The 15,845-nt window shown below is 64.5% G+C and carries 18 protein-coding genes and 1 tRNA gene; 12 read left to right on the top strand and 7 right to left on the bottom strand.

What is annotated here, in order from left to right; translation table 11 throughout:
- Positions 1-91: 91 nt before the first annotated feature.
- From EJB06_RS11795 to EJB06_RS11770, 6 genes are all read left to right on the top strand, one after another.
- Entirely contained in the window at positions 92-985 is an 894-nt protein-coding gene (locus EJB06_RS11795; RefSeq protein ID WP_126074212.1) for an alpha/beta hydrolase, read from the top strand.
- Between the two features lie 208 nt (positions 986-1,193).
- Positions 1,194-2,162 carry a glycosyltransferase gene (locus tag EJB06_RS11790; RefSeq protein ID WP_126074211.1) on the top strand — a complete coding sequence of 323 codons (969 nt, stop codon included), beginning with the start codon at positions 1,194-1,196 and terminating at the stop codon, positions 2,160-2,162.
- A gap of 54 nt (positions 2,163-2,216) precedes the next feature.
- The gene (locus tag EJB06_RS11785) at positions 2,217-3,551 is read left to right on the top strand and encodes a glycosyltransferase (protein WP_126074210.1); all 1,335 of its coding nucleotides are present in this window, start codon (positions 2,217-2,219) and stop codon (positions 3,549-3,551) included.
- A 12-nt stretch (positions 3,552-3,563) separates the two neighbouring features.
- Positions 3,564-4,313, top strand: a complete 750-nt coding sequence (locus EJB06_RS11780; RefSeq protein WP_126074209.1) for an SDR family oxidoreductase — start codon at positions 3,564-3,566, stop codon at positions 4,311-4,313.
- A gap of 3 nt (positions 4,314-4,316) precedes the next feature.
- Positions 4,317-4,883: a D-glycero-alpha-D-manno-heptose-1,7-bisphosphate 7-phosphatase gene (locus EJB06_RS11775; RefSeq protein ID WP_126074208.1), complete on the top strand. Its 567-nt coding sequence runs from the start codon at positions 4,317-4,319 to the stop codon at positions 4,881-4,883.
- Positions 4,880-5,980 carry a glycosyltransferase family 9 protein gene (locus tag EJB06_RS11770; protein ID WP_126074207.1) on the top strand — a complete coding sequence of 367 codons (1,101 nt, stop codon included), beginning with the start codon at positions 4,880-4,882 and terminating at the stop codon, positions 5,978-5,980. The genes EJB06_RS11775 and EJB06_RS11770 overlap by 4 nt, the downstream gene beginning before the upstream one ends.
- 32 nt (positions 5,981-6,012) lie before the next feature.
- On the opposite strand, the gene EJB06_RS11765 is transcribed toward EJB06_RS11770, so the two are convergent.
- A complete protein-coding gene (locus EJB06_RS11765) occupies positions 6,013-6,231 on the bottom strand; it encodes a hypothetical protein (protein ID WP_126074206.1) in 219 nt (72 codons plus the stop codon).
- Positions 6,232-6,369: 138 nt separating this feature from the next.
- Here EJB06_RS11765 and EJB06_RS11760 point away from each other — a divergent pair, with 138 nt between their 5' ends.
- On the top strand, positions 6,370-6,819 hold the full coding sequence (locus tag EJB06_RS11760) for a group I truncated hemoglobin (RefSeq protein ID WP_126074205.1): 450 nt from the start codon (positions 6,370-6,372) through the stop codon (positions 6,817-6,819).
- A 63-nt stretch (positions 6,820-6,882) separates the two neighbouring features.
- On the opposite strand, the gene EJB06_RS11755 is transcribed toward EJB06_RS11760, so the two are convergent.
- Positions 6,883-7,089, bottom strand: a complete 207-nt coding sequence (locus EJB06_RS11755; RefSeq protein WP_126074204.1) for a hypothetical protein — start codon at positions 7,087-7,089, stop codon at positions 6,883-6,885.
- A gap of 64 nt (positions 7,090-7,153) precedes the next feature.
- Positions 7,154-7,339 carry a YegP family protein gene (locus EJB06_RS11750; protein ID WP_126074203.1) on the bottom strand — a complete coding sequence of 62 codons (186 nt, stop codon included), beginning with the start codon at positions 7,337-7,339 and terminating at the stop codon, positions 7,154-7,156.
- Between the two features lie 188 nt (positions 7,340-7,527).
- Here EJB06_RS11750 and EJB06_RS11745 point away from each other — a divergent pair, with 188 nt between their 5' ends.
- Both EJB06_RS11745 and EJB06_RS11740 read left to right on the top strand, forming a co-directional pair.
- The gene (locus EJB06_RS11745) at positions 7,528-8,361 is read left to right on the top strand and encodes an SIR2 family NAD-dependent protein deacylase (protein WP_126074202.1); all 834 of its coding nucleotides are present in this window, start codon (positions 7,528-7,530) and stop codon (positions 8,359-8,361) included.
- Between the two features lie 218 nt (positions 8,362-8,579).
- Positions 8,580-11,198, top strand: a complete 2,619-nt coding sequence (locus EJB06_RS11740; RefSeq protein ID WP_126074201.1) for a hypothetical protein — start codon at positions 8,580-8,582, stop codon at positions 11,196-11,198.
- 91 nt (positions 11,199-11,289) lie between these two features.
- Here the strand turns inward: EJB06_RS11740 and EJB06_RS11735 are convergent, their stop codons facing one another.
- On the bottom strand, positions 11,290-12,066 hold the full coding sequence (locus tag EJB06_RS11735) for an ADP-ribosylglycohydrolase family protein (protein WP_126074200.1): 777 nt from the start codon (positions 12,064-12,066) through the stop codon (positions 11,290-11,292).
- Positions 12,067-12,212: 146 nt separating this feature from the next.
- On the opposite strand from EJB06_RS11735, the gene EJB06_RS11730 reads away from it, so the two are divergent.
- On the top strand, positions 12,213-12,560 hold the full coding sequence (locus EJB06_RS11730; RefSeq protein WP_198420815.1) for a cupin domain-containing protein: 348 nt from the start codon (positions 12,213-12,215) through the stop codon (positions 12,558-12,560).
- A gap of 60 nt (positions 12,561-12,620) precedes the next feature.
- On the opposite strand, the gene EJB06_RS11725 is transcribed toward EJB06_RS11730, so the two are convergent.
- Positions 12,621-13,406 carry a hypothetical protein gene (locus EJB06_RS11725; protein ID WP_126074198.1) on the bottom strand — a complete coding sequence of 262 codons (786 nt, stop codon included), beginning with the start codon at positions 13,404-13,406 and terminating at the stop codon, positions 12,621-12,623.
- Between the two features lie 329 nt (positions 13,407-13,735).
- On the opposite strand from EJB06_RS11725, the gene EJB06_RS11720 reads away from it, so the two are divergent.
- Both EJB06_RS11720 and EJB06_RS11715 read left to right on the top strand, forming a co-directional pair.
- Positions 13,736-14,377: an ATP phosphoribosyltransferase regulatory subunit gene (locus EJB06_RS11720; protein WP_126074197.1), complete on the top strand. Its 642-nt coding sequence runs from the start codon at positions 13,736-13,738 to the stop codon at positions 14,375-14,377.
- Positions 14,378-14,500: 123 nt separating this feature from the next.
- Complete coding sequence (locus EJB06_RS11715; RefSeq protein ID WP_126074196.1) at positions 14,501-14,881, top strand: hypothetical protein; 381 nt, start codon at positions 14,501-14,503, stop codon at positions 14,879-14,881.
- Positions 14,882-14,956: 75 nt separating this feature from the next.
- On the opposite strand, the gene EJB06_RS11710 is transcribed toward EJB06_RS11715, so the two are convergent.
- Both EJB06_RS11710 and EJB06_RS11705 read right to left on the bottom strand, forming a co-directional pair.
- A complete protein-coding gene (locus EJB06_RS11710; RefSeq protein ID WP_126074195.1) occupies positions 14,957-15,427 on the bottom strand; it encodes a hypothetical protein in 471 nt (156 codons plus the stop codon).
- A gap of 137 nt (positions 15,428-15,564) precedes the next feature.
- Positions 15,565-15,641 (bottom strand) — tRNA-Pro (locus tag EJB06_RS11705).
- Positions 15,642-15,845: the final 204 nt, after the last annotated feature.

Below are 15,845 nucleotides of genomic sequence, written 5' to 3'. Positions count from 1 at the left end.
CGGATTCGGTCCGCAGAGGCGAGCTCAAGCGTACACGGCGGTTTTTTCCGCGTCGATATAATGGGTCGACACCATCCCATCCGAGACCACCATGAAGAAACTGCACGCGGCCCTGCTCGGCGCCATTTTGCTGGGCGGCCTGGCCGCCTGCTCGCCCCTGACCACCCTCAACGCCCTCTCGCCCGGCAGCGGCCTGCGCAGCGGCAGCGGCCTCGCCTACGGCGAGAACGTCCGCCACAAGCTCGACGTGTACTCGCCGGAAGACAGCGCAGGGGCGCCTGTCGTCGTGTTTTTCCTCGGTGGCAACTGGACCAAGGGCGAGCGCGACGATTACGCCTTCGTCGGACGGGCCCTGGCCTCGCGCGGCATGGTGGCGGTGATTCCCGATTTCCGCCTGCATCCGGAAGTGAGCTATCCCGACTTCCTCGACGATTCGGCGCGCGCCATCGCCTGGACCGTGCGCGAGATCGCGCGCTACGGCGGCGACCCGCAGCGCCTGTTCGTGATGGGGCACAGTTCGGGCGCCTACAACGCCGCGATGATGGCGCTCGATGCGCAATGGCTGGCCAGGCAGGGCATGCAGCCGGCGGCGCTGCGCGGCTGGATCGGGCTGGCCGGGCCCTACGATTTCTTGCCGATAGAAAATCCTGTGACCAAGCCGGTGTTTCACTTCCCCAACACCCCACCGGAATCGCAGCCGATCAATCACGCCAGGGCCGGCACCCCGCCGGTGTTGCTGATTGCCGCCAATAACGACAAGCTGGTCGATCCGGTGCGCAATACGCGCGCCATGGCGGCCAGGCTGCGCGCCAAGGAAGTGGCGGTGCAGGAGCTGTATTTCGACAAGGTGAGTCATGCGACGCTGGTGGCGTCGATCGCCGCGCCGCTGCGCTTCCTGGCGCCGACCCTGGACAGCGTGGAACAGTTCGTCAAGAGCGATGGCGGGCGGATTGCCCCGGCAACACAGGGCGAGCCGACCCGCTAAGGCGCGCTTCACAAGCCCCCGCACGACCCACCTTTCCCCTCCCCCATCATGCGCGCAGGCGATCCGGATTTGATCTGGATTGACTCCACGCGATAAGGCAGGAACTCTGCCGCCCCCCTGCGAATCGAACCACTCTCATCGCTCACCGTTCGCAGGGAGGCACCATGACATCCGCAACACCCGATCCGCACGTGCACGCGAGGCCGCCATGCGCCGCCTGAAAGTGCTGACCTGGCACACCCACGGCAGCTACCTGTACTACCTGAGCCAGGCGCCGCACGAGTTCTACGTGCTGTCCAAGCCGGGCCGCCCGCCCGGCTACGGCGGGCGCACCCGCAACATGCCCTGGGGCGACAACGTGCACGACATGCCGGCATCCGAAGCGCGCCACCACCAGTTCGACTGCATCGTGTTCCAGGACGACGCCCAGTACGAGAAAGACCAGTACGAATTCCTCAGCGCCAGCCAGCGCGCGCTGCCGCGCATCTATCTGGAACACGATCCGCCGCGCGCGCACCCGACCGACACGCGCCACCCGGTCGACACGGCCGGTGTGCTGCTGGTGCACGTGACCCATTTCAACGCCCTCATGTGGGACAGCGGCGCCACGCCCACCTGCGTGATCGAGCACGGGGTCAAGCTGCCCGACGGCATCGACTACAGCGGGCAGCTGGACTGCGGCCTGGTCGTCGTCAACCACCTGGCGCGGCGCGGGCGGCGCCTGGGCGCCGACATCTTCGAAGCGGTCCGGGCCGAGGTGCCGCTCGAACTGGTCGGCATGGCGGCCCAGGAACTCGGCGGCCTGGGCGAGATCGAACACGCCAGGCTGCCCGCCTTCGCCGCGCGCTACCGCTACCTGTTCAATCCGATCCGCTACACCAGCCTCGGCCTGGCCGTGATCGAAGCGATGATGGTCGGCATGCCGGTCGTGGCCCTGGCCACCACCGAAATGGCGAGCGTCATCGACAACGGCGAGTCCGGCTTCATCGATACCCGCCTGGCCACCCTGGTCGAGCACATGCGCGAACTGGGACGCACGCCGGCGCTGGCGCGGGCCCTGGGCGCGCGGGCCCGCAAGCGCGCGCGCGAACGCTTTGCCATCGGCCGCTTCTGCGACGACTGGGACCGCGCGCTGCGCCATGTGACCGGGCTGTCGGGCGCGTCCCTGCGCAGTTAGCCGAAGCGGCTGTTCACTCACAAAAATCAAGGCACACGATCACAAGGAGCTGGCATGTTACTCGGTGAATTACCTCCCGACCCGCGCCCCGCAAGCGCCGGCGCCGTCAAGCGCATCGCCATCGTCAGCGAGCACGCCTCGCCGCTGGCCGCGCCCGGCAGCGTCGACAGCGGCGGCCAGAACGTCTACGTGGCCCAGCTCGCGCGCGAACTGGCGCTGGCCGGCTACCAGGTCGACATCTTTACGCGCCGCGACGCCATCGGCCAGAAGCAGCTGGTGCACTGGCGCCGCCATATCCGCGTGATCCACGTGCCGGCCGGTCCGGCCCACTATATTCCCAAAGAAAAGATGCTGCCCTATATAGACAGCTTCGCGCGCTTCGTGGCCCGCTTCGCGCGCCGCCAGGACGCCTTGTACGACGTGACGCACGCCAATTTTTTCATGTCGGGCATGGTGGCGCGCCACCTCAAGCAGGTGCTCGGGATTCCCTTCGTCATCACCTTCCATGCGCTGGGACAAGTCCGGCTGCGCGCCCAGGGCGCGGCCGATACCTTTCCGCCGGCGCGCCTGCAGATCGAAAACAGCCTGATGCGCCAGGCCGACCGCATCATCGCCGAATGCCCGCAAGACCGGCTGGACATGGAGCAACTCTACGACGCCCCCGGCAAGCGCATCGACATCGCGCCCTGCGGCTTCGACCCGCAGGAACTGTGGCCGCTGCCGATGCGCCTGGCGCGCCACAAGCTGGGACTGGCGCAGGGCAAGTTCCTCATCCTGCAACTGGGCCGCATCGTGCCGCGCAAGGGCATCGACACCGTCATCCACAGCCTGGCGCTGCTGCGGCGCCAGCACGGCATCGACGCCGCTCTGCTGGTGGTGGGGGGCGACGCCGCCGCCAGCGCCTGCCGCGACACGCCGGAACTGGCGCGCCTGCGCGCGCTGGCGGCGCACCTGGGCATCGGCGCGCACGTGCACTTTACAGGCCGCAAGGAACGCGCCGAACTGCGCTACTGGTACAGCGCCGCCAATGTCTTCGTCACCACGCCCTGGTACGAACCCTTCGGCATCACCCCGGTCGAGGCGATGGCCTGCGCGCGGCCCGTCATCGGCGCGGCCGTGGGCGGCATCCAGCATACCGTGCTGGACGGCGGCACCGGCTTCCTGGTGCCGCCGCGCGACCCGCAGGCCGTGGCCGACAGGCTGGCCCAGCTGCAGCGCGACCCGCAGCTGGCCGCCGCCCTGGGCGACGAGGGCATGCGCCGCGCCTTCCGCCATTACACCTGGCGCCACGTGGCGCGCAAGGCCGCCGCCATCTACGCCGACGTGGTCGGCCGGCAGCGGCCCGACGCCCGCCCCGCCTGCAGCGTTTCCCGTCTACCCACACTCTAGGAGGCATGCTCCATGTCCGATCAACCTGCTCACGAAGCGCCCAGCCTGCGCGGCAAGGCCGTGTTCGTCACCGGCGGCGCCAGCGGCCTCGGCGCTGCGCTGTGCCAGCTGCTGGCGCGCTCCGGCGCCGACCTCATCGTCGCCGACATCAAGCGCGACATGGCCACCGTCAGCGCCAACATCCTGCGCGAACACGGCGTGCGCGTGCATGCGCTCGGTTTCGACGTGGGCGATCCTGCCAGCGCCGAACACGCCATCGACACCGCCCTGGCGCGCTTCGGCCGCCTCGATGTGCTGATCAACAACGCCGGCACCGACGTCACCCTGCCGATGGCCGACCTGACGCCGCAGCAATGGATGCGCGTCATCAACACCAACCTGAACGGGCCCTTCCTGCTGGCCAAGTACGCGGCGCGCCACATGCGCGATGCCGGCGGCGGCCATATTGTCAACGTGGCGTCGACCGCCGCCAAGCGCGCCTGGCCCAATGCCAGCGCCTACCACGCCAGCAAATGGGGGCTGCTGGGCCTGTCGCACGCGATGCATGCCGAACTGCGGCCGCACAACATCAAGGTCACGGCGGTGATCGCGGGCGGCATGCGCACGCCTTTCCTGCTGGAGCGCTTTCCCGATATCGACGCGGCCACCCTGCAAGCGCCGATGAACGTGGCCCAGGCCATCCGCGCGGTCCTGCTGCTGCCGCCCGACAGCGTGGTGGCCGAAATCACCGTGCTGCCCATGCAAGAAACGTCCTGGCCCTAGACCATGAGAGCGATATTCCTGGACAAGGACGGCACCCTGGTCGACGACGTGCCCTACAACGCCGAGCCGCGCCGCATCACCCTGTGCAGCGGCGCCGGCGCGGCCCTGCGCCTGCTGGCGCGGCGCGATTACCGCTTCTTCATCGTCAGCAACCAGGATGGCATTGCGCACGGCCTTATTGGGGAGGACGCCATGGGCCGCGTCGAGCGGCGCCTGGCCGACCTGCTGTTCCGCGAGCAGCTGAGCCTGGACGGTTTCTACTATTGTCCGCACCATCCGGACGGCAAGGTGGCGCCCTACGCGCTGAGCTGCACCTGCCGCAAGCCCCTGCCCGGCATGCTGCAGCGCGCCGCGCGCGAGCACGGCATCGACCTGGCCGCTTCCTGGATGGTGGGCGATATCCTGCACGACGTCGAAGCCGGCAACCGCGCCGGTTGCCGCACCCTGCTGATCGACAAGGGCAACGAAACCGAATGGCAGCTGGGACCGCACCGCGTCCCGACCCGCATCGCCGGCGACCTGTACGCGGCGGCGGTGGCCATCGTGCGCCACGACGAGGAGCGGCGATGAGCGCGCCGCACTGGAACGACGCGCGCACGATCCTGTGCGTGCGCCTCGACTCGATGGGCGATGTGCTCATGTGCACGCCGGCGATGCGCGCGCTCAGGCAGGCGCGGCCCGGCCGCACGCTTACCCTGCTCAGTTCGGCGAGCGGCACGGCGCTCGCGCCCTGCCTCGAGGATGTCGATAGCGCGATCGCCTATGCGGCGCCATGGATCAAGGCCGGCGCACCTCATCCGCCCTCGGCCGACAGCGACTTCATCGGCCAGCTGGCCGAGCGCCGCTTCGACGCCGCCGTCGTGTTCACCTCGTTCAGCCAGAGCGCCCTGCCGGCCGCCCTGATGTGCTACATGGCCGGCATTCCCCTGCGCCTCGGGCATTGCCGCGAAAATCCCTACCGCATGCTCTCGCACTGGGTGGCCGACGGCGAGCCCGGCACGCGCATCCGGCACGAGGTCCAGCGCCAGCTCGACCTGGTGGCCAGCATCGGCTGCCGCACCGACGAGACGCGCATGCGCTTCGCCGTGCGCGCCGACGACCTGGCGGCGGTACGGGGCATGCTGGAGGCGCGCGGCATCGGGCGCGGGCGGCCGTGGATCCTCATGCATCCGGGCGCCAGCGCGGCCTCGCGCCGCTATCCGCCCGAACGCTGGGCCGACGTGATCGGCGCGCTGGCCCGGCGCACCGGCTGCCCGATCGTGCTGACCGGAGAGACGCACGAAGCGGCGCTGATCGACGGCATCCGCGCCGGCTGCGGCGTGGCCACCTGCTCGCTGGCGGGCCAGCTCGGCCTGGGCCAGCTGGGCGCGGCGATCCGCCTGGCTACGGTGGTGGTGTCGAACAATACCGGTCCGGCGCATATTGCCGCCGCGCTCGGCACGCCGCTGGCCACCTTGTACGCGCTGACCAATCCGCAGCACACGCCGTGGCAAGTCGAAAGCCGGCTGCTGTATCACGACGTGCCCTGCCGCTTCTGCTACAAGAGCGTGTGTCCCGAAGGGCATCACGACTGCCTGGGCAAGGTCGCGCCGGCGACGGTGGTCGATGCCGTGTGCAGCCTGATGGACGCCAGGCCGCGCGCGCGCGCGTCGCCGCGCCGGCCATGAGCGAGGTTCGGGGCGGCCTCGGCCGCGCCGCCTTACTGGCTCGACAGCGCGAAGTTGGGATTGGAAACAATGCCGGCGGTCAACCTGGCTGCCACGAGGCTCACTTCGCCGTCGGGAATGATCCCGCGCAAGCCTTCGCACAGCTGCATGTATTGCGCGATGGTCACGGCAGCCCGGTGCGCGTTCAGCACCGTCGCCGCGGCGCCGCCGTTAATTTCGCTCAGCATCACTTTTACCTCGGAATCGCTCATCGCCGTCTCTCTGTCAGGGGAAAAAGGCGAGTATAGGCCCACGTGCCGGATTGTCCGCGTTCGTGAAGCGCAATCGAAGCGGAACCGCCGTGTCCGGCGGAAGTGCTACCATCGACCTGACAATCAGGAACCCATTCGATGACGCTTCGCACTGGTATCACGGCGGCCATGTTCACCTTCTACGCCCTGTCCGGCGTCACGGCCTGCGCGCCCACAGTTCCGCTCGCGCCCGCGCCATCGCTGTTCGAGCGCCTCGGCGGCATGGCGAACGTGCGCGCCGTGGTCGACGATTTTGTGTCCCAGGTGTCGGCCGACCCACGCTCGAAGCGCACCTTCGACGGCGTCAACCTGAGCCGGCTCAAGGCCAGCGTCACCACGCACCTGTGTTCGCTCAGCGGCGGCCCCTGCAAGTACGAAGGCGATTCGATGGCGCTGGCGCATCGCGGCATGGCGCTCACGCCGGAAGAATTGAACGTCATGGGGGACTACGTCGATCGGGCACTGATACGCCGGGGCGTGGCCAGGACCGAGCGCGACGAGCTGAAAGCGATCCTCGACCGGCTGGCCGGCGAGGTCTTGAACAAATAGTCGAACCAGGGGCGGGAGAACGGGGCGCCGGGCGACGCCCCAGCCTTGCGGGGTGGCATGCGCTCAGTCGCAGGTTTCGACCACGACGTTGCGGACCAGGTTTTGCTGATTCAGGTAGATGGTGACCCGGCCGGCGATGAACTCCTGGGTGATCAGGGCGCCGAAGGGCACCACGCGGATGCGGCGGCCGGTGAGCTCGCGCAGGGTCAGCGGAACCGACCGTGGGATTTCCCTGGTCACGTCCAACTGGCGGCAGTTATTTTCTTGCATGATAAGCTCCTTGCAATCAGGTGGGACAAGCCGCCGGGGCGGCTTGTCGGCAAGCCAGGGCGGATCAACCCTCGACAATCTTGGTACGCACGGTGACCGACTTGATCAGCTCGATCGCCGCCAGCACTTTCGCGCGCGAGCTGTAAGCTTCGCCGCTGGCAATGATTTCGTGATTCTTGGCCTTCAGGCGCCAGCGCCACTCTTTGCGGCTCTTTTCCGAAGCTTGAGTTTGGTAGATTTCGAAATACATGATGAACCTCCCATGACGTGAGATGTCAGTGTTACCGACGAGGTATCCCTGCCATGCTGGATAGTTCAATAAACGACTAGCGCTGGATCAAACAAGCTGGCTGTTTCTTCATGATAATTTTGCGCGCCAGCATTGCAATTGCCGCGAGGCCGTAGAATGCTGCCTCCGCCCATTTTAAGAACTACCGTATGACGAACTCCTCCCTCGACCAGGCATGCGCGGACGCGGCCGCCCTCCTCGACCAGTGCGACGGCCTGTTGATCACCGCCGGCGCCGGCATGGGCATCGATTCCGGCTTGCCGGACTTCCGTGGCGACAAAGGTTTTTGGAACGCTTACCCGGCGCTGGGCAAGCACGGCCTGCGCTTTACCGAGATCGCCAACCCGCGCGCCTTCCGCGAGCGGCCCGAACTGGCCTGGGGCTTTTACGGGCACCGCCTGCAGCTATACCGGCGCACGGTGCCGCACGCCGGCTTCGGCATCCTCAAGCGCATCGCGGCGCGCCTGCCGCATGGCGCCTTCGTGTTTACCAGCAATGTCGATGGTCAATTCCAGCGCAGCGGCATGCCCGGGGAACGCGTGGTGGAGTGTCACGGCAGCATCGAGAAGCTGCAATGCCTGGGCGACTGCGGCCATCCGGCCTGGTCCGCGCAGGAATTCGTGCCGGCGGTCGACGAAGAACGCTGCCTGCTGAGCTGCGCGCTGCCACGATGCCCGCATTGCGGCGACATCGCGCGGCCCAACATCCTGATGTTCGGCGACCGGCTGTGGGATTCAAGCGAAGCCGACCGGCAGGAACAGCGCCTCGGCGCCTGGCTGGCGCGCCAGCAGCGCGCCGTCGTCATCGAACTGGGCGCCGGCACCTGGATTCCCTCGGTGCGGGTATTCGGCGAGAGCCAGGACCGGCCGCTGATCCGTGTCAATCCGGGCGAGCCGGCGGTGGGCCTGGCGCGCGATATCGGGATCGCGCTCGGTGCGCTGGAAGGCCTGTCGCGCATTGCCGCGGCGTTCGACGCACGCTGACGGGCCGCTCGCCGCCATGCCGGCCGCGGTCGCGGACTTGCTCAAAAATGAATGAACTAGCGCGCTTGTCAAGGGTTTATATAAAGGCATAGTTGCTTTTACGTCAGTTTTTCGGGAAGTAAGGCGAGCTGAGCAGTAAATTCTGTCAAACTTGCAATCTCAGCCACAGCGCACGTCGCCCACGCGACCTGCCGCACCTTACTTGTCAAAAAGGCCCTATGAAGCGTCGTCCGATTTCATCCCGTTTACCCAAGCTTCGCGCCGCCGCGTTCGCTCCTCTCACCCTGCTTCTCAGCATGCCGCTCGCATATGCTGCGCAAAACCTCGGCTTGACCAACGGCACCTTCGATGTCGAAATTCATCCGTGGGAAAAAATCGGCAACGTGCTGGTTGTGCCGGAACAAGGCAACTGTGGCGCAACCAAGTGCCTGCACCTCAACATCGAGAAACTGCCGCTGCACACGGCCACCAGCGAACCGAAGCTGGTCGCACCAGGCCAGTTCATTGCCGCATCGGCGCTGATGAAGCGCGATGCGGTCGTCGGGCAAGAAGATGTGTCGCTGGGGATCGTGTTTTACGATAGCAACGACGCGCCGATTGCTGCGGCAACGCGGTGGTCGCACCTGACCGGGCCTGTCAACACATGGCTGAGCGTCAAGGTATCGGGCGTGGCGCCGGAAGGGACCAAGAGCGCCAGGGTGGTGGTGCGCGGTCAATCGGCCGGCGTGGTGAACGCCTACGTCGATAACGTGGTCATGAGCAAAATCATTCTCGAAGACCGAGGCCATCAGGTCTTCGTCGGCCGCGTCTCGGCAGCGGCGATCGATAATGAGAGCGATACGCTGTATGTCGCCGCCAATGGCAATCCGGCAAAATTCTTCACCTACAAGGTCTCGGATGGCTCGGTACAAAAACGCCATACCCTGCCGAATGACGAAATCTGGAGCGTTGTCGTCGGCGGCGACCGTGCCGCCTACTTCGGTACGGCATCCGGCCGGCTCTACCGCTTCGACAACAGCAAGAATGACGCGCCCGAACTGATCAGGGATTTCGGAAAGACGAGCGAGACTTCCCGCACCAACCGCACCATCTGGTCGCTCACAGCGGGTCCCGGCAATTGCATCTATGGCGGCCTGGCGCCGGCAGGCGACGAGAGTAACGGATTCAAGTATTGCGCCGCTGCGCAAGAGCTGACCTTGCTGACCTTGCCGACCAAGAAGGACGGTAAGGCGGCCGGCTTTCACGTACGCTCGCTGGCCGTCGATCCTGGCGACAATCACAACGCCAGCGCCGTGTATTGGGGCATGGGAAACCCTGCCAGATTGTACAAAAGCGCCCTGGACGCAAACGGCCTGACGGACTTTCTGACCATCAATGCGGCCCACGACTATGCCTACTATACGGACTTCGTCAAGGACCGCGTGTTTGCGCGCCTGACCGGCACCACCCCCACCCGGACCGTGGTGCTGAACCGTGCGGGCACCAGCGTGAGCGATCCGGTGGCCGACATCAATTCGGTCGGCATCAGCGCCCTTTCCCCTTCTTGTTCGGCGGCCGTGTTTCCTTCGCCGTGCCAGAACACCGTGTTTTACACCAAGGATCTCGGCGCCGGCAAGGGAACCCACCTGTCCTCCTACCGCCTCGACGCCAACGGCGAGACCGCGCTGGCAATCCAGATGAGCCCACCTGCCACCTTCGGCTATGCGCCGCCATCGGCGCCGACCAAGCTGGTCTCGGTCCTGCGCGATCCCGTGGACGGCTTCGGCAAGATCGTTCGCTTCAATCTGTCGGATCTGTACGCCGCCAACAACAAGGCTGTGCGCGAGACGACCAATTTCGCGCCACCGGAAACGGCGTCCGGGATCCGCACGCTCGAGGTGTATAAAGGCAAAACGTATTCGTCGGGCTTTGTCAACGGCGCCATCGGCATCGGCGACACGGAGGGGACGAATCCGCCAGTGCTGGTCAAGGAATACCTCCAGGCCGAAGGCATGGCGGTCCTCGGGGAACGCCTGTATATCGGCGGATATCCCGGCGCGGTCATCAAGTCCTTTAAATTGACGGACACAGGACTGTTGGAACCGGCTTCCCCGGCTGACACAACGCTGGGAAGCGTCCACGGCCAGAACCGTCCGTTTGCCATGCTGGCCGTACCTAAACGAAACAATAACGAAGCCGACCGGCTGGTGATCGCCACCGTTCCGAAAAAAGACGAACAGGGCGCGCTCGCCGTGTATTCGGTCGGCGAGCTCTCCCCGTGGAATGTGCTCAAGGGCCGCTTCCCGGGGCAATCGATCCTGGCGCTGACCAGGATCGACGATGTCGTCTATGGCGGAACGTCCGTCTGGCGCGACATCGACAATCCGAAGAGCGATGGCGCTGCCCAGCTGTTCAGGTTCAGCCCGTTCGGTGAGATCGCTCCGGTTGACGTGCCGATCACCGGGGCTGTTTTTAACGGGGCTGCGTGGACCAAAAAGGCGATTACCGCGCTGCTGACGGTGAACCGGCAGATCTGGATCCTGGCCGAAGACATGGTGCTCATTTACGACCACGACAAGAAACAATTCGTGAACACGCTGCGCACCCCGGAACAGTTCTCCTACGCAGAGTGGAAAGTGTCATGGAATGCGGGCAGCATGGTCCAATCGAACGGGTATGTGTACTTTTCCGCGAGCGATACCAAACTGACCAACGTTTATCGCGTCAACATCAGCAAGCCTGACAGCATCGAACTGGTGCGCAAAGGCGGATCGGGGATGATGAAAGTCGATGCCAAGGGCAATATCTACTTCGTCAATGAGGAAAAGGTCATGAAGTACAATATGGCGCTTCCATAAAGCAAGCTGCCGCGCGCGGTTTGCCGCGCGGGGCAATCGCACGCCTGGCTTCACGCCTGGCGTGCGCGCCGCGAACGGCAATGGCCGCGTCTTACGCGCGCGCCAGCTTGCCGATGGCGTCGTTCAACTGCGCTAGCGCCGCCGCTACCCGCTCGTCGAGGAAGGGGGCGATCGCCGCCGCCCGCAGCGGCGGCACGCCCCACAGCGCCTCACCGAGCACGCAGGCGGTCGCGGCGATGGTGTCGCTGTCGCCGCCGTGATACAGGCAGGCGGCCAGCAGCGAATCGATGTCGTCGCTTTCCGCCAGGCAGCTCATCACGTCCACGAGGGTGTCGTCGGCGCGCACGCGCATCGGCGAACCTGCCTGGTGGTGCGCCTCGACCGCGTGCAGCGTGCCGCCGCCGGCTTGCCACGAGGCCAGCAAGTCGTCCTTGCTGGCGCCGTGCAAGGCGGCCCAGTGCAATTGCACATAGGTATCCGCCGCCTGCATCGCGCTCGGATGGCCGTGCGTCGAGCGCGTGATGGCGGCCGCTACGCGGCGCGCCTGCGCCAGATCGGGCGCCAGCGCCGCAACCGGGCCGAGGCGCATCAGCGCGCCATTGCCCCAGCTCACCAGTTCCTCGGAAGACGCCCCCATCGCCCACGCGGCAAACAAGCTGCCGTAGCCTGCGTTCGGGTAGTCGGCCACCCAGCGCCGAAACGCTTCCTTGAGCGGCGTGCCGCTCAGCAGATGCTCGGCCACCGCCAGCGTGATGACCGTGTCGTCGGTAAAGGAATGCGCCGCTGTCAGCGCCGGCAGCGTGCGCGTCGCCGTGCACGATTTTTCGTAGAGGGAACCGTAAATGTCCCCGACAATGGTTCCTAACATGGTGTTCTCCGGAAGCAAACGAATGGTAAGGCGATCGGCCGTGCTTTAATGCGGCAGGCGGGCATGGAATGCCGCGCTGCCCCTCATGAGACAAGGAGCATCATCGGATGATACTGGCAATGTTGGCAATGGCTGCGGGACCCGCCATGGTGGTCGTTCGGGAAGACGACGTCAAGCGCGAGGAAGCGCCGCCGCATGGGGCGATCGGCATGTCCACGGCGTACCGGATCAGCGATGCGGTGCCGGGGCCGAGGGCCATGGAATTTCGCAAGCGCGTGCTGCATGCGGGCGCCGCCATCGGACTGCACAAGATCGACCATGACGAGGTGTACTACGTCCTCGCCGGCGAGGGCGAAGTCACGTCCGACGGGTCCACCGCGCGCCTGGCGCCGGGCATGGCCGCTTATCTGCATCAGGGAGCCACGGTCGGCATCAGGCAGCTCGGCACGGAACCGCTGTCGATCATCGTCAGTTATCCGGTCACGCCGCGCTGAGCGCTTGCGGCGGCGACGTTCTGCTGGTGTCGATGCGGCATTCCATGCCGCAAACGGGCTTTATTTGGCCAGGTTTTTCTCGATAAAGGGCCGGAACTTGCTGTAAATGCGGGTCTGGTTGGTGCGGCACAGTTTGTCGAATCCTTCGGTCTCACTTTTACAGTTCAGGGTCAGCGTGATCTTCTCGTTCGATCCGCTGCCCGGCATCTTGATGATCGATGCCGAGATATTGCCGTTCTCGGTAGCATTGTAGGTCTGGATGACGGTATCCGTCGCAACCTGGATCTTTTGATCGGCATTCTGGGTAATAAAAATCTGCGCCAGCGAAAACATTTTCGTGCAGGTCGCCTTGTCGCGGCAGAGGATGTATGCCTGTTCCTGGGCCGCCAACAGCACCGCGATCTCTTCCTTGGCTTGCGCATGCGCGCGCTCGCGCCGTACTGCCGCGGCCTTGTCGGAAGCGGCCTTTTTTGCCGCCTCTTCCGCGGCCTCGGCTTCGCTCGCTGCAAACCGGGCGGCTTTTTCTTCAGCCTGATTCTCGAGGTACGCCTGGCGTGCCAGCGGACCGAATACGCCGCCCTCTGGAATCCCGACGATGAGGCCATTTTCCACGTTGTACTCGACCGACCCGTTTGGCGTCGCGTCATATCGCTGGGCATTCCCACGGCGCCACTTGAACTTATTGACGCCCTTATCGGTCGCCGGCATGCCGAGGATGGCTTCCGCCTGCTGCAAGGTCATGCCATTCTTGACCTGGTTCGCGTTCTCGCGCGCGGTCTTGAAACTGGACGCGGCGCAGCCGGCAAAGATTGCCGCCATCATCAGGATTGCCACTGCTTTTTTCATAGTGCCTCTTTCATTATCGGTTCGCGTTCGGGATGGATGGGATTATAGGCCCGTAGCTTATTTCCGTAAGGGAAAATTACATCCGCAAGAAATGGGAGACGGTGTTGACATGCAACAAACGCCACTCTATGATCGATCCATGAACCCATACATCCAGCATGCCGCTCACCACCACGCCTCGTCGCATCCGCGGCTGGGAGAGCTATTGCTACGTGATTGAAAGCCCTATCACTGAGAAAGCCCTCCCAGCGCCGCTGCGAGGGCTTTTTTGTTTTGCGGCGCTGTATTGCGACGAGCGCGATGCACTGCCGACGGCATAGGGAATCACCATGGAATTGGATATTGAAGCGCAAGCCCGGGGCGTACGCATTATCGCCGGCCAGGAAGCCAGGAACCGCCGCGTCCTGCTCAATCAACTGATCGCCATCGCCGAAGCGGCGCGGTTCGAAGAAATCGTGCTGCCATCGATCGAACCATCGAGCGTGTATGTGGACAAGGCAGGACCCGAGATTCTGTCGCAGATGTACGTTTTCCCGGACAAGAAAAACCGCTCGCTGTGCCTGCGTCCGGAGGGCACGGCGACTGTCCAGCTGATCGCCGACAAACACTACGCGCGCCGGAAGAATGTCAGGCTGTGGTACTTCGAACGCTGCTGGCGCTATGAGCGGCCGCAGGAAGGACGTTACCGCGAGTTCTTTCAATTCGGACTGGAGGTGCTCAATCCCGATTCCGACACGATCCGCGACGAACTGATCTCGCTGGCCGAGAAAATGGTCGGACTGAAGACGCAGGACTACGTGCTAGCGCGCGCCGTACAACGCGGTTTGGATTACTACACGACCGATGGATTCGAGCTCGCCGTGCCGGCGCTGGGCGCGCAACAGCAGGTGGTTGGCGGTGGAACCTATCGGCAGGGAATCGGTTTCGGTATCGGATTCGATCGGCTGATGCTGTGTAAATCATCTCGCTAATCCGGGACCCGCGCGCAGCGGCATCGGCCGGCGCCGAAAAACGCCGCGGATGCCTGGTGGGCGGGTTTCGTTCACGTGACCCGCACGGTTGACGGTGACTGCATTTTGCGCGACGATATTTGAATGACCGACCTCACCCGCCAAGAAGTTGACGCAAAGCTCGCCGCCAATGAGGCAAAGGTCGATGCGCGCCTGGCCGACTTCAACACCAGTGTGAAGACTGGCTTCGCTGGATTGCACACGGGCTTTGCCGAGCTGCGCGCCGACATGGCTAAACAGACTGGCGAGATGCGTGCAGAGATGGAAAAAATGCGCACCGATATGCACAAAGGTATGATGGACATCGTCAAGTGGGTGATCGGCTTCGGACTGGCCAGCATCGGAGCGATACTCGCCGTATCAAAAATGACGGAAAAGCCTGCATCGCAACCTGCCGCTCAGCCCGCCCCGATCATCATCACGGTTCCCCAGCCGGCGACGACGGCCACGGCGCCGCCGAAGTAAATCCGGCCCGAACGATTCCGGCACGCCTGCCCAGCACACCGCGATGTGCAAGAACAATGCGTCTTGCCGTTGTCATCATTTGAGTGGGGACACGTATCCTGACAGCTTAGCGATCATCCCGGCGAACACCGGATCGAAGTCGCCTGGATTGCTTACTGCTGGAATCACCTCGCTGAAGAAGTTGCGCAATCCACCGATGCCAATCTGGACCTCGGCGCTGACCGCATCTGTGCCGTGCGAGTTGGCACGCAGTTTGATCGTGCAGGCGTTCATCCCTGCATTTCCATACGGAACAGTGACATCGAAGGTCAGCACCACCATCTCGCCTTGCGTCGTCGATGACTGCACGCCCACCGACCCCGAGGCGGCCGCCAGCTCGACCCTGAGCTGATCGATCGCCGCGTCCGCCACGGGAAGAACCGCGTTAATCATGGCCAACGCATCAGCGACATAACGCTGGCCGCCCGCCGCGGCGCGCTGCGATGCTGCTTGCGCGCGCGCCGCCTGGGCCGCCAATTGCGCCAATACCTTATCGACTTCGCTCATATTCCCCCCTCAATCAAACGCATTGCACATATCAAGGAAGCACGCCCGAGCCCAGACAAGCGGGTCGGCCACGCCACGAAAAGACTGCGGACAAGAAAAAGGCCAGCACGCTGGCTGGCCTAAGTCTTTGATTCTATTGGTCGGGACGGAGTGATTCGAACACTCGACCCCTTGCACCCCATGCAAGTACGCTACCAGGCTGCGCTACGCCCCGACGAGCTGCGAATTATATCAGAGCATCTTACGTTTTTGGCACACAAAATCGCATGGCGCGCACGCCACCTCTCACCGTTTGCGCTGCATCAAACCGCTCCCCTGGCCAGTGTTACTTCTTCGCAACTCCAACACCAGCGTGCTTCCGTACAGAACTACGACCCACAGCGCATTCAGGTACTATTTCTCACATAGTGTTGCAATT

The sequence above is a fragment of the Massilia atriviolacea genome, assembly GCF_003953935.1.
Lineage (GTDB): Bacteria > Pseudomonadota > Gammaproteobacteria > Burkholderiales > Burkholderiaceae_D > Telluria_A > Telluria_A atriviolacea.
Note: the sequence above shows the minus strand (reverse complement) of the source record. Positions and strands in the feature narration are given on the sequence as shown.

Excerpts from the sequence above, each read along its gene's own strand:
- EJB06_RS11790 (WP_126074211.1), top strand. The coding sequence starts at position 1,194 with ATGCGCCGCCTGAAAGTGCTGACCTGGCACACCCACGGCAGCTACCTG.
- EJB06_RS11740 (WP_126074201.1), top strand. The coding sequence starts at position 8,580 with ATGAAGCGTCGTCCGATTTCATCCCGTTTACCCAAGCTTCGCGCCGCC.
- EJB06_RS11720 (WP_126074197.1), top strand. The coding sequence starts at position 13,736 with ATGGAATTGGATATTGAAGCGCAAGCCCGGGGCGTACGCATTATCGCC.
- EJB06_RS11735 (WP_126074200.1), bottom strand. The coding sequence starts at position 12,066 with ATGTTAGGAACCATTGTCGGGGACATTTACGGTTCCCTCTACGAAAAA.
- EJB06_RS11775 (WP_126074208.1), top strand. The coding sequence starts at position 4,317 with ATGAGAGCGATATTCCTGGACAAGGACGGCACCCTGGTCGACGACGTG.
- EJB06_RS11730 (WP_198420815.1), top strand. The coding sequence starts at position 12,213 with ATGGTGGTCGTTCGGGAAGACGACGTCAAGCGCGAGGAAGCGCCGCCG.
- EJB06_RS11795 (WP_126074212.1), top strand. The coding sequence starts at position 92 with ATGAAGAAACTGCACGCGGCCCTGCTCGGCGCCATTTTGCTGGGCGGC.
- EJB06_RS11745 (WP_126074202.1), top strand. The coding sequence starts at position 7,528 with ATGACGAACTCCTCCCTCGACCAGGCATGCGCGGACGCGGCCGCCCTC.
- EJB06_RS11755 (WP_126074204.1), bottom strand. The coding sequence starts at position 7,089 with ATGCAAGAAAATAACTGCCGCCAGTTGGACGTGACCAGGGAAATCCCA.
- EJB06_RS11780 (WP_126074209.1), top strand. The coding sequence starts at position 3,564 with ATGTCCGATCAACCTGCTCACGAAGCGCCCAGCCTGCGCGGCAAGGCC.
- EJB06_RS11725 (WP_126074198.1), bottom strand. The coding sequence starts at position 13,406 with ATGAAAAAAGCAGTGGCAATCCTGATGATGGCGGCAATCTTTGCCGGC.
- EJB06_RS11785 (WP_126074210.1), top strand. The coding sequence starts at position 2,217 with ATGTTACTCGGTGAATTACCTCCCGACCCGCGCCCCGCAAGCGCCGGC.
- EJB06_RS11770 (WP_126074207.1), top strand. The coding sequence starts at position 4,880 with ATGAGCGCGCCGCACTGGAACGACGCGCGCACGATCCTGTGCGTGCGC.
- EJB06_RS11760 (WP_126074205.1), top strand. The coding sequence starts at position 6,370 with ATGACGCTTCGCACTGGTATCACGGCGGCCATGTTCACCTTCTACGCC.
- EJB06_RS11750 (WP_126074203.1), bottom strand. The coding sequence starts at position 7,339 with ATGTATTTCGAAATCTACCAAACTCAAGCTTCGGAAAAGAGCCGCAAA.
- EJB06_RS11765 (WP_126074206.1), bottom strand. The coding sequence starts at position 6,231 with ATGAGCGATTCCGAGGTAAAAGTGATGCTGAGCGAAATTAACGGCGGC.
- EJB06_RS11710 (WP_126074195.1), bottom strand. The coding sequence starts at position 15,427 with ATGAGCGAAGTCGATAAGGTATTGGCGCAATTGGCGGCCCAGGCGGCG.
- EJB06_RS11715 (WP_126074196.1), top strand. The coding sequence starts at position 14,501 with ATGACCGACCTCACCCGCCAAGAAGTTGACGCAAAGCTCGCCGCCAAT.